This window comes from Peribacillus sp. AS_2 (assembly GCF_026891895.1).
Classification (GTDB): Bacteria; Bacillota; Bacilli; order Bacillales; family DSM-1321; genus Peribacillus; species Peribacillus frigoritolerans.
The window spans coordinates 28,829-43,612 of sequence record NZ_JAPTGA010000003.1 but is presented as its reverse complement, the minus strand read 5'-3'; the positions used below and the strand labels follow the sequence as shown (position 1 = coordinate 43,612).

15 protein-coding genes are annotated in these 14,784 nt (G+C 38.7%); 4 read left to right on the top strand and 11 right to left on the bottom strand.

Going from position 1 to position 14,784, the window contains the following annotated elements; genetic code table 11:
- Positions 1-7: 7 nt before the first annotated feature.
- The 5 genes from OTG27_RS05815 to OTG27_RS05795 all read right to left on the bottom strand — a co-directional run bounded on the left by OTG27_RS05815 (position 8) and on the right by OTG27_RS05795 (position 4,562).
- Positions 8-211, bottom strand: coding sequence for a hypothetical protein (locus OTG27_RS05815; RefSeq protein ID WP_268936467.1), 204 nt, complete (start codon positions 209-211; stop codon positions 8-10).
- A gap of 197 nt (positions 212-408) precedes the next feature.
- Entirely contained in the window at positions 409-894 is a 486-nt protein-coding gene (locus OTG27_RS05810) for a PaaI family thioesterase (protein ID WP_268936466.1), read from the bottom strand.
- 312 nt (positions 895-1,206) lie between these two features.
- Complete coding sequence (locus tag OTG27_RS05805) at positions 1,207-2,997, bottom strand: glycosyltransferase family protein (protein WP_268936465.1); 1,791 nt, start codon at positions 2,995-2,997, stop codon at positions 1,207-1,209.
- Between the two features lie 37 nt (positions 2,998-3,034).
- Positions 3,035-3,358, bottom strand: coding sequence for a hypothetical protein (locus tag OTG27_RS05800; protein ID WP_134402175.1), 324 nt, complete (start codon positions 3,356-3,358; stop codon positions 3,035-3,037).
- A 19-nt stretch (positions 3,359-3,377) separates the two neighbouring features.
- Positions 3,378-4,562, bottom strand: coding sequence for a glycosyltransferase family 4 protein (locus OTG27_RS05795; protein ID WP_268936464.1), 1,185 nt, complete (start codon positions 4,560-4,562; stop codon positions 3,378-3,380).
- Between the two features lie 445 nt (positions 4,563-5,007).
- On the opposite strand from OTG27_RS05795, the gene OTG27_RS05790 reads away from it, so the two are divergent.
- Together OTG27_RS05790 and OTG27_RS05785 are read left to right on the top strand one after the other, a co-directional pair.
- The gene (locus OTG27_RS05790) at positions 5,008-5,847 is read left to right on the top strand and encodes a DUF4915 domain-containing protein (RefSeq protein ID WP_268936463.1); all 840 of its coding nucleotides are present in this window, start codon (positions 5,008-5,010) and stop codon (positions 5,845-5,847) included.
- Between the two features lie 145 nt (positions 5,848-5,992).
- Complete coding sequence (locus OTG27_RS05785) at positions 5,993-6,829, top strand: RMD1 family protein (protein WP_098185620.1); 837 nt, start codon at positions 5,993-5,995, stop codon at positions 6,827-6,829.
- A gap of 149 nt (positions 6,830-6,978) precedes the next feature.
- On the opposite strand, the gene OTG27_RS05780 is transcribed toward OTG27_RS05785, so the two are convergent.
- The 6 genes from OTG27_RS05780 to OTG27_RS05755 all read right to left on the bottom strand — a co-directional run bounded on the left by OTG27_RS05780 (position 6,979) and on the right by OTG27_RS05755 (position 13,186).
- Positions 6,979-7,476 (bottom strand): GNAT family N-acetyltransferase, encoded by a 498-nt coding sequence (locus tag OTG27_RS05780; protein WP_268936462.1) that lies wholly within the window; start codon positions 7,474-7,476, stop codon positions 6,979-6,981.
- A 956-nt stretch (positions 7,477-8,432) separates the two neighbouring features.
- Positions 8,433-9,002: a YdhK family protein gene (locus OTG27_RS05775; protein WP_268936461.1), complete on the bottom strand. Its 570-nt coding sequence runs from the start codon at positions 9,000-9,002 to the stop codon at positions 8,433-8,435.
- A gap of 259 nt (positions 9,003-9,261) precedes the next feature.
- A complete protein-coding gene (locus OTG27_RS05770; RefSeq protein WP_268936460.1) occupies positions 9,262-9,885 on the bottom strand; it encodes a hypothetical protein in 624 nt (207 codons plus the stop codon).
- Positions 9,886-10,211: 326 nt separating this feature from the next.
- Positions 10,212-10,979 carry an arylamine N-acetyltransferase family protein gene (locus OTG27_RS05765; protein ID WP_268936459.1) on the bottom strand — a complete coding sequence of 256 codons (768 nt, stop codon included), beginning with the start codon at positions 10,977-10,979 and terminating at the stop codon, positions 10,212-10,214.
- A gap of 199 nt (positions 10,980-11,178) precedes the next feature.
- Positions 11,179-12,159, bottom strand: a complete 981-nt coding sequence (locus tag OTG27_RS05760; RefSeq protein WP_268936458.1) for an NAD(P)H-quinone oxidoreductase — start codon at positions 12,157-12,159, stop codon at positions 11,179-11,181.
- 181 nt (positions 12,160-12,340) lie between these two features.
- Complete coding sequence (locus OTG27_RS05755) at positions 12,341-13,186, bottom strand: manganese catalase (RefSeq protein ID WP_034305265.1); 846 nt, start codon at positions 13,184-13,186, stop codon at positions 12,341-12,343.
- Positions 13,187-13,452: 266 nt separating this feature from the next.
- Between OTG27_RS05755 and OTG27_RS05750 the strand changes: the two genes are divergently transcribed.
- Positions 13,453-13,971, top strand: coding sequence for a DUF2243 domain-containing protein (locus tag OTG27_RS05750; RefSeq protein WP_057275556.1), 519 nt, complete (start codon positions 13,453-13,455; stop codon positions 13,969-13,971).
- Positions 13,972-14,017: 46 nt separating this feature from the next.
- Positions 14,018-14,743: a cytochrome c oxidase assembly protein gene (locus tag OTG27_RS05745; RefSeq protein WP_374941246.1), complete on the top strand. Its 726-nt coding sequence runs from the start codon at positions 14,018-14,020 to the stop codon at positions 14,741-14,743.
- Positions 14,744-14,784: the final 41 nt, after the last annotated feature.

Sequence of the window (14,784 nt, the reverse complement as noted above, 5' to 3'; positions counted from 1 at the left end):
CGCACCATTATGGAACCTTGCTCTGTGAACAAACAGATGATTTCTCTGCCCGGAAAACAGGCTGCATTTCTCCTTTTCTGCCGACAAAATACGGTCTTTTCCTCTCCTTCAAGCGCTCCATCAATTCCTGCACTTCCTCTTTCCATTCATGATTGCGGATAAGCTCCTCTATCGCCTTGATCTCCTCATCTATCTCTACGTTTATTTCCATCCATGCAACTTCCCTTTGCTTATAATGTAAGTATATTAATATCTTACTATTCGCTTGTAATCCCAGCTACATGCCCCTTTATTACGATAACATGCTTGAAATGGATACTCAGATACACTAAATAACCGTCCAAATAATTGGACGGCCCTTTGATAGTACATCTAATTCCGGATTCGATGCGTTTACATTAATTAAGATCACTCTTTACTTGTAAAAGTACTTGGCATCACCACAGCGATTACCTCTCCACGGGCGCAAAGTTTATCGAGTGCAAATACCTCTGTTTTGATTCTCCATTTCTTAGGGTGAATTTCATGAATCGTCCCAACGGCCATTAATGGCACATCATTTGGGGTTGGCTTTACGAACTCCACATTCAGTGACGCAGTCACGAACCTGGGTGGTTCCACTCCATCTCCAACTTCATGACCGTTTTTACGGTGTAAAGCCAATGCAGCGGAACCTGTTCCGTGACAATCAATTAAAGAGGCAATCAAGCCGCCATAAACAAATCCTGGAATTGCAATATGCTCTGGACGTGGTGTATAGATAGTCCTTGTTTGCTCGTCTTGCCAACCTGTTCGAAAATGATGACCATCTTTGTTCAAGCGACCGCATCCATAACACCATGCAAATGCATCTGGATAATCATCTTGAATCGCTTTTAGCACATTCTCCTCCATCATCTCTCCCCCTTTTTCAGAATATTATAACACCATTAATGAATAAGGGGTCTATTAGGATACATGCTGAAAGGGTAGTTTTTTTAAATTCCATGATTCTTTATTGAGCTTACTACCAAGTTTTAATTTTCATAGAATAATAACCTGATGCAGCTTTAATCGAAAACACATAAAAAGTTTGCAAGAATCCCTGCTCCTTTTACTCGATATAATTGACAAAGGCCCCTGTAAGCCAGAAGCATTCAGGAGCTTTCCTTTGACTGATATAGAGTTAAGAAGTGTTTACCATTCTATTGCAGGCTTACCTTCTTATTAAAAGTTAAGCCTTTTTCTTAAATCCCAATACTTGAATGTCATTTTACCCATTTTCGACTTTGAAAGTGAATCATATTTACGTCCAAGTGCTTGATTTTGTTTTTCTAGCTTAGTAATTTGTTTAAGTTGAACTGTGTTCAGTTTTTTTAATTCCTTTACTTCTTTAGCTAATTCCTTATTTTTCCCTTTCATATCATATTTTTCTTTATCAACAACTGCCCGTTCTTTGATTGAAATCTCCACATCTTTTGGTTTTAGCTTTGGATTGCCAAAGGTTTCAAATCCTATCGTTTTTAGATAAGGGACGTTATTTTGAAAATTTCGTTCAAAGTTTCCATACCTTTTATGGATGTGGAGAAATGTATAACATCCAGCTTTTTCTGCTGAAATGATTTGACCATACCCAGACAGTTTAAACAGTTTTTCGACTCGTTTTATTTCTTCAGGTATGTTTTTGACAATATAAGTGAAAACTTCGTCAACATTAAACTCCGCAGGCAATATTTTCACTTTTTTTAATGATGTATGCCTAATCAGTTCATCAAAGTCATCTTCATCAATATAAAACATATTCGCACTTTCATTCACATAATCGGTAATGCGCTTGCTCCATAATGGTCCTTGCAGTTTTTTTATTGCTTCCGAAAATAAAAACTGCCTGCTAACTTGATACATTCGTTGTGCCGCAAACTCATATATATCCTTATTACATAATGCTAATTTGACAGCGTCACGGAAATCCTTCTCTGTAACAGCATATAACGGGTAATCTTCGCCAAAAAGCTTCATATGCATTTTGGTTGGATTCATTATTACAGCCTTCCTTAAAATCCCATATTCCAATAGCTTTGTAGACAGTTCCAGACTGCTGTCCATTTCCTCACTTCTCCAGGTTATCCCAATATCACTATTCACGATTAATTGTTGGGCATTCTCCCTTGTCAAAGCACCGTACCATGTAAGCCCATCCGTATTTTTAAGGAGGTATGCCGCCTCTTCCTTAAACTGAGAATCATCTTTAACCCATTTGAATTTATCCCCCGCCACATCAAGTGATAGATTCGGGATCTCACGTTTTAATTCTTTAAAAGCAGTAATAATGGGAATGGTCTTCCAATCCGGGTCGAATTTCCCTGTATATACAAGCTTGTTTTTTAACCGGGTCTGCCCTTCCGCTGATTCAACGTTTGGTATCATCGGGGTAAGCAGGGCAACTTTGTTTTTTTCTTTATTCAAATTAAGAATTTCGATGACAAATTCGCACATCTCTTCTGTTTGACATAAGAAATACGCACACTGATCATATATATTTTTGATGCTCTCGAATTTCTCTTCATTAACATCCTGACCTATGTGAGTCAATCCTGTAGCATAAACTAATGTATTCTTTATGATCTGCTTATGCTTTGCGATTTTTTCAACAGTCTCAATGCTTCTGACAAATAGCCAATCATATTCCTTTTGACTCCAATAATGAGAAATGAGCATTTCAGCTATATCGAAATCAATGACACCTTTTTTTACCCATTCATCACCGGCGGCATAAAAAAAAGGATCTACAAAAGGATTGAGAATGGTTATATTATCAAATTTCTCTAGTGGCTGAATTAAGATATCACGTTTGACCGGACTAGCTAAAAGTAAGTCAACTTCGATGTTGGAATCTAACGCAATGGTCGATGCTAAGGAAGATAAAAATACTGCAGATCCATCCATTGAATTCATGTCAATAAAGCCAAATAGAAGTACCTTCATTTTTCTGTTTTCAACTAGTTCATGTGAATTCAAAGTTTTCACTCCAATGACTGAAATCTGATATGAATTTTTATTTCTTTATTTGTTCTTTAATAGATGATTTAAGCGCAAGATATTTTAATGTAAATTTCCCTGCATACGTAACGTTGAATTTATGTTCTAACAACTTAAGTCTTCGTATTTCTTTGTTAAGCTTAATATTTTCCATTTGGGCCATCTTACTTTTTTCTAATTCTTCTCGCAGCCTATTATTTTCTTTTGTAACTTTCTCAATGGTTTTTTGTTTTTCCATGCCGTTGCTCTCTATGAGCTCCAATGTCATGGACATCATGTCTTTCATTTGTAATTCGAGTTCCTCATACATCGTTTTCCAATATTCGTTTCGCTCGTCCATATTGAAAAAACTCCCTCCATTAACCTTGGATGATCTCCAATTCTCTTTTTATAACAACATCTACAGCGCATTTTTCCCGAATCGACTGAGAAGCTTGTTTTGACACTCTTAAAAATACGTCCGAGTTGTAATATAAGCGCTCTATTGCATCGGCAATATCGGTAGGAGACTCAGGTTTTGTTAGAAGGCCAGAAACGTCATGTTTAACGAATTCCGGGATTGCCGTAATATCTGTTGAAATCGGCACTAGTCCGCTCGACATTGCCTCACACATGGAAACCCCTTGAGAATCCAAACGGGTCGGGCAAAGGAAAATTCCATACTCCTTATGTAATGCAGCGATTTTCTCCTGAGAAAGGAAACCTTTATGAATCGTTACATTCCCAAAATCCCGGATTGGCTCAACGGTTTGATCGAACAATTTTCCATCGCCATAAAATGCAAATTCCAACTTATCGAAGTATGGTCTCTTCGATAGTTCCAGCACTGCTTTCACCGATAGGTCATTGGCGTATTTTCGTGAAGCGTATGGCCTGATTGAAAGGACTTTTGTCCGAATTTCAGCTGGCTTTTCAATAAAGGTAAACAGATTGTCATCTATGACATTAGGAATGATTATTGAATTTTTCGATTCTGCTCTTGCATCACATTCCGCTATATGCTCTTTGAACCATTTGGATATATGAACAAAGGTTGTATCCAATTCAGTCGTTTGATAAAACCAATTCATAAAAGAAAGCTGTGATACATAATAATCGTCCGACATTTCAAGTATCTTCCTCAAGCTTTCAGGGCTTTCAAGAAAATTAAACCATCTTCTATGCCATGCCTCCGTTTCAAATCCATGTATCCAGGTGATAATCGGTAAATCCGTGTTCGTTTCTTTTATCGCTTGCACCATTTTTGGATTAACAAAATGAATGAGCGCTTTTTTATGTATTTTATGATTTAAGAAAATGCGCAAATGCTGTTCAGTTCCTCGATAAACAGGCACATCTTCATACGTATACTTTTCCGCTTTTTTATAGGCAGGATGCAAAACAAAGACATCCACCTTCAAACCCTCATCCAGATAAGCCTTGACTCTTCGGTGGATAAACCCATTCCGATATAACTGATCTTCATGTGGATAAGCATTCGTAATGATCACATATCTATCTTTTTCACTAAATGTAAGCTCATATAGATTTATAGATTCCTCCATTTTTGTTCACTCCTACTATTCAGTCATCTTCAATCAGCCTGCTACTTATCTGTAAATGAAGGATTTTTAAAAGACCCTTTTCCAACCACTTTTAAAACCGTCAATCGATTATAACAAACATGTATTACTGAATATTGACATCAATGTTAGAATTCTGTAAATAAAGGTAAAGTTTTCATGAACTTTTATATGTTTTTGTAAAGTTTAAGTATGTATAAACAAGCAAAATAAAGAAGGACGATCCAGTTTGCGGAATCGCCCTCTTACCTATAAACTATTATATTTTCATACTATTAATAGGGTTTGGGAGTTTAGGGCCTAAAGCCCATTTCAAAACGAACAATCCTGTTAAACCGATATAAAATGTCCACTATCATCCTCCATAACTTGTCCACACTATTACAATTAAAATTCATACTATATAAGAAAAAGAGGTGAAATCTACATGATACCCATAGATGATTGTCAATTATTAATTTCATGCTGCAATCATAAAGGTGGTCTTTATTTAGTCCATTTCAAACAACAACAACCTGAAATAAAAAAGATTTTAAATGTTGGATGTACAGGCATTACAAAATACGGAAGCTCTTTTGTCGTAATTTCAAATTCTCACGGAATCTTCATTTTGGATGAAAACCTAAATGTTATAATGAATAAGGCTTTATCTACAGAATTAGATTTACATGGTGTAGCAATAGATAATGATAAAGCTTATATTATTGAAACCAAAACTAATTCAATTGGTATTTATAATTTGAAAAACAATTTGGAAAGAATCGATGAAATTAGATTTTCACCTGAAAATGACGATGTTTGCCACGTCAACGATCTGTATATAGCAAATGATAAGCTATATGTATCAATGTTTTCATATCCTCCAAGGAAAAATTCCCTCTCTTTCGCTAATAAAACTTACCAAGGTGTGATTCTGGAATATTCTTTACAGGAAAGAAAAGTGGTTAAGATTTGTCATGATAAATTACTCCAGCCTCACAGCGTACTTCATTATGATAATAAGATATTTTATTGTGTTTCAGGTGAATTCCTAGTAAAAAGAAATGAGGAAGATATTTTTAAATGCCTTGGTTATACCCGCGGTTTAGCCGTTAGAAATCAAACAATGTTTGTTGGCCAAAGTGAGAGCAGGCAAATTCCTGTTTTATTGAATAAACATACGAATATATTGCTGGATTGCGGGATTTATGTTCATGACATCTCTACAAAACTTTCATCTTTTATCCATATACCTTCCGAAGAAATTTATGGAATATTGGTTATTTAAATACAGTAAAATCATATTTTTCTATTGATCACTTTCTATATCCTATTCAGTTGACTTTTTTCTACTTCCAGAATTATTCAAGCATGTTTTTGTAAGAATAGAATAAAATCGAAAAAAGACCAATTTGCTGAAGAGAGTGATATAGATGGAGGCAATTACCTTTAAAGCATGTGCAATCACTAATGAAATCGATTTGAACAAAATCGCCATTCATTGCGGCATCCCCAAAAAATTCACCTGGGAAGAGCCTTTAATTCTTAAAGGCGATATTCTACGTTCCATCCTTTATAAAAATGTGGACGAATCGCAGCAGGTGCTGGTTTTTTCCTTTGGCAGCATCGTTTTCATCAATTACTCACATGAGGATGAGATCAAGGCATTTTCCTCCTTTATCCATTCATTCGAGCCCGACATTGATCTCGTCAATGTAGATAGATATACGGATGATTACAGCCTTCACTTCAGTGAAACTGAAAACATCAATTTGACAGACGAATATGTAGTTGTTCCTAAATATGAATTTTTCTACCCTGAATTAATTTCCACCATTCTCGCAAAATCGGTGGCACTTGAAAAGACGGAGGAGCAACTAGGAAAAATCCACGACAAGCTTGAAGCCATGATTGACCGACTGGAAAAAGGCAAGCTCAGAATCGGTAACAAGGAACTAGCGAGGACTACGGCAAAAATCGTACGTCACGAGTACAATACCCTGGCATATATCATGATTCTGGATAAACCTGATATTACATGGACAAGCAGCATTGCCGGCGAATTTTATGATAGAATGCTTGAATTTTTTGAATTGAATGATCGGTATAAAATCTTGAAAAGTAAAACCGAAATTTTATATAACATCATGGATGGGTTTTCTAACATTAGCCATTCGATCAGGGGACTATTCGTTGAATGGATCATTGTAATTCTCATTGTCTTTGAGATTCTTCTGACGATTTTAGAAATTATAGGATGGATTCCATGAATTCTTAATCATATCGTTTAGAATATCTTCAAAAAAATAAGCATCGTTTTGATGCTTATTTTGCGTTTAACGACTTCATCATATTTAAGCTGACTGTATACTGTCGTTTAATTACATGCTTTTCCTATCGGGACAAAGCATTCCAGAAGTTAGTTAAATCCCCCTTGATCCAGAGCAAAGTGGAAAATGAATTCCTCCCCTTCTTCCCCGTTAAATCTGTATCCTTTGTCAATGAATCCAACTTTCTTATACAAATTTATCGCTGGGACATTCGAATGATGCACCGTTAGAATAATCTCATCTTTATCTGGATGACTTAGTTTGATCATATCAGGCAGCACTTTTAACGCCTTAAAAGCTAGCCCCTTTTTTTGATGGCGCAAATCCAAGGAGAATGATTTAAGAAGGATCGCATTCTCATTATTTGTATATTGATTTCCCGCTTTATCCGTATATAAGGCAAAACAACCAATCAAATCCTCATCTAAATAAATGACCATGGGGAGGTTATATTTATCCTTCCTGAAGTCTTCGATAACTTTTAAAGGTATAGAAGTATAGATTGCTTGTCCTATAGGTAAACAATAATTGCTCAGCGCCTCAAGGTCACTTTCCATAAAAGGTCTAATAATTAATCCAGCCATCATACTTGCACCCCATTTTCATATTTCTGATAAAGCCATATTAACAGAAACTAATGTTTTACACTCCAAGTAAAGTAATTTTCAAGAAAATTCATTCACACAAAAAAGGAATGGTTTTGTTTACCATTCCTTCAGACTGTGGACAAAATCAATGAAAATCTAATCTTGTTTTAATATTTCATGGTTCGGGGCGGGACCAATTCGAACTCCCTTTTGTCAAAAAATTGATGGAACAGCCAGACTGTAGACGAATTGGAAAAGAGCCAGTTTCCATACAATATTTCTTTTATAAAATTCCAGTTGATTGGAACGGAAGGTACGAGACTCCTGCGGGAAAAGCGTGGCCAGGGAGACCACGCAGGCGAACGCCGAGTAGGCTCCCGGACCGCCCGCGGAAAGCGAGTGCCTGGAGTGTAAATCATTACACATCCCCCCTTTCGGAAACCAGCTCCCTTTCCTCCGACTTTCTGCCAAGCCTCCTAGGCAGAAGCGCCTGTGGGGTCTCGGCTAGCCAGTTATTCGGCAGTCGCAATTTCTTCAATCCCATAAGGATTATAGAGAAAAAACATCAATGAAAATCTAATCTTGTTTTAATATTTCATGGTTCGGGGTGGGACCAATCCGAACTCCCTTTTGTCAAAAAATTGATGGGACAGCCAGACTGTAGACGAATTGGAAAAGAGCCAGTTTCCATACAATATTACTTTTATAAAATTCCAGTTGATTGGAACGGAAGGTACGAGACTCCTGCGGGAAAAGCGTGGCCAGGGAGACCACGCAGGCGAACGCCGAGTAGGCTCCCGGACCGCCCGCGGAAAGCGAGTGCCTGGATTGGAAATCATTACACATACCCTTTTTCGAAATCCGCTCCCTTTCCGACGACTTTCTGCCAAGCCTCCTAGTCAGAAGAAGGAGTTTCCAATCCTTTTTTCTTCTGTTTTTGAACTCATGATGTTAAATCATTTAGACGCAGATAATTCGCTTTCAGTTACCCATTTATGGTTCTTCACTTTTTCTCCTCCCGTAGTCGGTGTGAAATCGACCATATAAACAGTCGTTTTTTCGGCAGATTCAACTTCAGCGACTGCCCCGTTCATCCCTTCCATATGAGAAGCATTTACTGTAACCTCCGCTCCGGGTTCATACGTCACTTCACCTGCATCTTTGATTTCTTCGTGAATGATCCATTTATGATTTTCCACTTTTTCTCCTCCAGTTGCAGGGGTATACGAAATTGCATAAGCAGTCGAATCAAAGGCACCCACTATTGTTGCTTCCGCCCCTTTCATCCCTTCCATATGACCTGATTCGATAATCGCTTGACTTCCAACTTCATAGGTTGGATTTTCTGCCGGTTTTAATCCCTCCGGAACATCATCCGAGCTAGAATGGTTCATGTCCATTTCACTATGTTCCTTTACTTCTTTCTCTTCTTTGTTTTTATCATCGCTGTTGGAACATGCTCCAAGGACTAAAAACAGGGCTGCAAATAATGATAAGATGATAGGCAATTTTGTTCTTATTTTCATATTGAATAAAACCTCCTTTATGATTACATCCATCTTACCAATTAAATATGCAGAAAATATGGAGTACACTCGTGACTGAATGTAACCTGATGGCGATCATATTAAAGGTCTGGATAAAAGTGAACAGCATGCCATCGAGCGGGGTTTAACGAGGAAAAAGAATGGTTTAGTGATAGAGAGGGTATTTGAGGTATTCATTCCTGCCGGATCGTGCTTGGAAATCAAGCAAGAAGGACTTGGTCAAAAGTCCTTCCTCTGTCTAGTCTTCCAAAGTTGATTGTTCGATTTTTTGCATGATATGTGAAAGGTTCAGGGAGGCATGTTTTTTATAATCCCTGCCTATGGATTTGAATAACCCTTTCGCTATACCTATTAACATGATTTTCGTATGTCCATCAGAAATAATGGACTTATTAGGGAAACTTGATTCAGCATGTGCACCGCCAATTTTATTAGCTGTCTCCTTAATAAAATCAATGACTTTAATTTCCTGGTTTTTTCCTTCGATGTCGATTTTATAGATAATTTGATTTCTCCAAAGCTTTAGCTCAATCCTTTGTTTAGTATAATCGAAGAGTTCTTCAGTAATATGATCATGATCATTGCTCATTTGATTGGAGTCTTTAATGGGATACAGTTTCGGGTTAGGATTGATTTTCTTTATTAAGGATTGGTCAATTGTGACCTTTTCCCGCTTTATGCGCGTATTTTTCGTTTCACATAGAATCAGCCTTAACTGTCCGGCAATTATATTGTTGAATTCTTGTAATCCAAAGAATTCAACAAGCATTACACTATATTCCAAAATGGTGATGGCTTCATCGAATTTTCGTTTAGCAGCTGCATTCGATCTAGTAAAAACCAATCGGTTCTTCTTCTCCATATCCTTCTCACCCCACTGAATTCGAATGTATTGAATAAATAGTAAAACATCCATAATGGATGTTTCAGACTGTAGACAAATTCGTAGTAAGACAGTTTGCCTACAGTTTTCAAGTGTTCTCAGAAATTCGCTACTTTTCCGCCATAAAGCATTCAGCGGGTTCTCTACCGGCCAACTATTCGGCAGGAGTGTCGCACATTAATATAGTAATAGTTTTCTAAGTCTTGCATATCCATGACATCCTATGGAAAGACCATTCTATAAAAAACTGTCTAGAATGGACAATCTTTCGATAAGGATGCCTTTGATATTCAGATTTTTTTATACTATCTATCGAAGTGCTGTTTCATTAACTCTTTAAATCGTGTTCCATCTATTTCTTCTTTCGTCATTTTTCCATTTTCCCACTGTATAAAGGAAGTATCGGTTAAAGTGATGTTCCCGCTGTTTGTCAAACGGGTGATTAATGGATGTTTATTGAATGGCGATTGGGGATTTTCCCTGATGATCGTTTGGACCTCATTAAGTTCCGCTACATTTCCCACGGGTTGTGAAGAATCGAAAGCATAGCCTATTCTCCAATCGCGATCTTTATGTTTCAGTTTTAATTCAAGGATATGATCTCCGTGGTTAGTACTTTCTTTTTTTATCCTGAATTCGCCATTTTGGGAAACGACCGTTTCTCCGTTCAACGGAACTGGTTTTAATGGCAGATTCCCGCCAAAACCCGTATCGATCAAATAGGTTTGGCCCTCATGGTTCAATAGAATGGTGACATGTGTCCTTCCTATGGTCATCCACCCCTGATTATAGATGACACCACGAACCAAAGATACATCAAAGTCATTTTCCAACAGGAAAAAATAAAGGGCTGAATTCAATTCATAGCATAATCCCCCCTCATTCCTCAGGAGGACTTTGTTCATGATATTCGCTTTATTGATATCACTCAGATGGGATGCCATGATCGATAAGTTTTCAAAAGGAATGGTTTTCGCTGTCTTATCGAGAATTTCGTCTAATTTCTCAAATGTCAGTTTCACATCTTCCTGGAGCCCTATTCTTTTCCTGAATAATACATTCAGTTCATTCATTAAGATTCCCCCCTTAGACAGATACCGGCGAAGCGTATCTTGACTTTGTATATATTCATTATACTTTGTCCATATTTCATCCTTCAATCAATCTGCCATCAGCTCCACCTTTTGCTTATCACCTGAAAAGAGGTCGCCCAATCTTGTCTGAATCATGGGCAACCTCCCCCATTCATGCACCGAGGCAGTTTTTCTTTAATCATTCATTTACCTGTAAGATGATTTTACCTACATTCTTATTAGCTTCCATATGTTCATGCGCCCTTTGTACCTCTTCAAAAGGGAAGACATGGTCCACGATTGCCTTGATTTCATTTTTGCGGAACAACGGCATTGCCTTATTAACGAATTCTTCCGTTAACTCTTTTTTATATTCATCACTCCGGGGAGTTAGTAGAGTGCCTTTTAATTGAACTCTTTTTAAGAGAAGCTCCATCAGGTTTACCTTCTCGACTACAGTTCCGCCTAGAATGCCTATCAGTACCCATCGTCCATCAGTTTTTATGCTTTTAAGGTTTTTCTCCCAGTAAGAAGCACCGATGAAATCCAGGATAACATCCACTCCTTGATTATTTGTAGCTTTCAGTACTTCCTCATCAAAAGCTTGTTCTTTATAGTTGATACAGATATCCGCTCCTAGTGAGTGACAGAAATCCAATTTTTCCTTTGAGCCGGCTGTAGTGATGATTTTCGCTTTTGTCAGTTTTTTTGCCAGTTGGATAGCTGCTGTGCCTACACCGCTTCCGCCAGCATGAATCAATACCGTTTCTTGATCCGTCAATTCACCTAACCAAAACAAGGTTTGGTACGCAGTCAAGAATACTTCAGGAATCGCTGCCGCTTCTTCAAATGACAGGTTATCCGGTATCTTCATTGCACGATCAGCCGGCATCAAGGCATATTGAGCATAACCGCCGCCGTTTACAAGGCCCATCACCCTCGTCCCCGTTTGTATATTTGTACCTTCCCCTGTTTCCACCACTTCCCCGGAAACTTCAATCCCCAATATTGGATTGGCCATATAACCGGTTTTCCCTTCCCGGGAAACAATATCCGTTCTATTTATCGCAGACGCTTTAACCTTTATTAATATTTCCCCTTTACCGGGCACGGGCTTTGAAAAATCTTTAAATAGTAATTGTTCTGCACCACCCGGTTCTTTAACCACTACTGCTTTCATTTGCCCCACTCCTTACCAATTAATTAGTGACCATCCTTTTAAAATGGTTTGTCTTGAAGATGGAAACTATCCTACTCCAAAAAATATCCACAAGCAAATAATTAGGTTTTGGCAAATAAGATAGAATAAAAAAAGTCGATGTCCCTTTCGGGGCCATCGAGCTTTTTTTGAAAAGTTTATATTATCTTTTATTAAGCGATTGACTTCTATCCAGGTCATGATGCAATTGTGCTGCCGGAACCTTAGGGTTAGGAATCTGTCCTTTTGCGACTGGTTCAGCTACATAAACAAAATCTCCCGTACCATCTGGGGCGCTTCCTGTTGCCCATAGGCCATCTGCCGATTCATTACCTTCCGATAAGTTCCAGAATTCGTACGCTTCCGGTTGAGATTCCATTTCCGCTTCCGGTGGGAATGATGCGGGAACAACCACGCCATTTTTTTCTTCAAGTTCTGCAATGGCCGCCATCCATTGATATTGGTGGTAACGATCACGGGCTAACATTTTACGGAAGGTAGCACGTACCCCTTCATCTTTTGTCATATGATATAAACGGGCCACTTGAAGGCGTCCTTGGCTTTCAGCATGCAGATTGGATCGCATGTCTGCTAATAAATTTCCGCTGGCTACGATATAAGATCCGTTCCAAGGCACCCCATTCGAGTTGGTTGGCAGTCCGCCAAGACCGCTTACGAGCAAATGCTGGGGATTGATACCACCCATGATCGCTGCTGTAGCAGGATCTTTTGCGGCTTCTGCTTGATCTTCCGGAGAAGCGCCATCAAGCAATTGACTAATGAGTGAACAAAGCATCTCTACATGTCCAATTTCCTCTGTACCGATATCCATCAGCATATCTTTGTATTTTTCTTCTCCACGGCAGTTAAATCCCTGAAAAAGGTATTGCATCATGACAGTCATTTCCCCAAACTGTCCACCTAACACTTCCTGAATTTGACGGGCAAGCATCGGATCTGGTCGATCTACCTTAACTTCAAATTGCAATTCTTTTTGATGGCGAAACATATTAACTCCTCCTTTTTTTTTATGATGTACGGTTTTTTATTACCCGCCTGTACATACTTAAAACCATAATTCAGTTATCATGAACAATAATTAGAAGAAATTTACATACCATTAACATTGATGACTGAACTAATAAGCCAAGGATTTTCTTTGTGCTATGAATCGCTCAATAAATAAGATATATAAAAGGTCCATCTACCTGTCTATAACTTTAAAATACAGGGTAAAGTAGAAAGAACCATATATAGGAAAAAGGAGGATGAAAAATGGATTTCAAGCCCCGAAATCAAAGAGATCAATCCATTTCAGAATTACGTTATACTTATTCCGCTCGTAACCTATGGTCCGGTTTTCTATTCGGGATCGGATTGGTTGCATTCATCGATGAAGCCATCTTTCATCAACTATTACATTGGCATCATTTCTATGACAAATCCACAACCAGTATCGGGCTTATCTCGGATGGTTTATTTCATGCCCTAAGCTGGTTCGCAACGGTCGGGTCGTTATTCATGTTCGCTGACCTTCGCCGTCGAAAGGGGTTATGGCTGAAAAGGTGGATAGGGGGAGTTTTGCTCGGGGCAGGTTCTTTCCAGTTATATGACGGAATCATCCAGCACAAGCTCATGCGCCTCCATCAAATCCGTTACAATGTCGATATTTTCCCATACGACTTGACTTGGAACATTGCCGCTACAATCATGATCTTGATTGGCATTACCCTCGTCATTCAAACAAGGCGCAGCTTACTTAAAATGAAAGAAGACGCCAGCAATGCACAGTAATGGACATATTCATGATAACGGAACTGTTTTTGAACCGATTTTATTGATGCTACTCATGCCGGGTTTAGTGATTTATATCGCAGCTGTCATCATTTCGAACCGCCGCTATAAAAAATGGCCATTATACCGTACCTTCTTTTGGATTCTTGGCACTCTCTGTGCAGCCTCTGCAATTATAGGCCCAATAGCCAATCGTGCGCATATGGACTTCACGGCGCATATGGTTGGTCATTTACTGCTTGGAATGATTGCACCCATCCTGCTCGTGCTTGCTGCACCCATTACGCTTGCACTGCGAACACTTGATGTACAATCAGCAAGACGCCTTTCAAAGGTGTTGAAAAGTTGGCCGCTGCGATTTTTAAGCAATCCAATCACTGCCTCTGCGCTTAATATTGGAGGGCTTTGGATCCTTTATACGACTGGTCTGTACGGGTTGATGCATCAGAATGCCCTTCTGCATGCATTAGTGCATTTCCACGTGTTCATAGCAGGCTATCTATTCACTGCGTCTATGATTTATATGGACCCTGCACCCCACAGGTTCAGCTTTATGTTTCGAGCTATCGTATTTACAATTTCACTGGCCGGCCATGATATCCTTTCTAAATATATTTTTGCCCACCCGCCAAACGGAGTCACCAAGGTACAAGCGGAAAATGGCGGAATGTTAATGTACTATGCTGGTGATGCGATTGACGTTGCACTTATATGCATCCTTTGCTATCAATGGTTCAAAGTTACCCGGCCCAAGGGGTCACTTGCCTTATAGGAAGGCGGTTCCATGATTACTTCGGTAAACTCCTGCGTTTC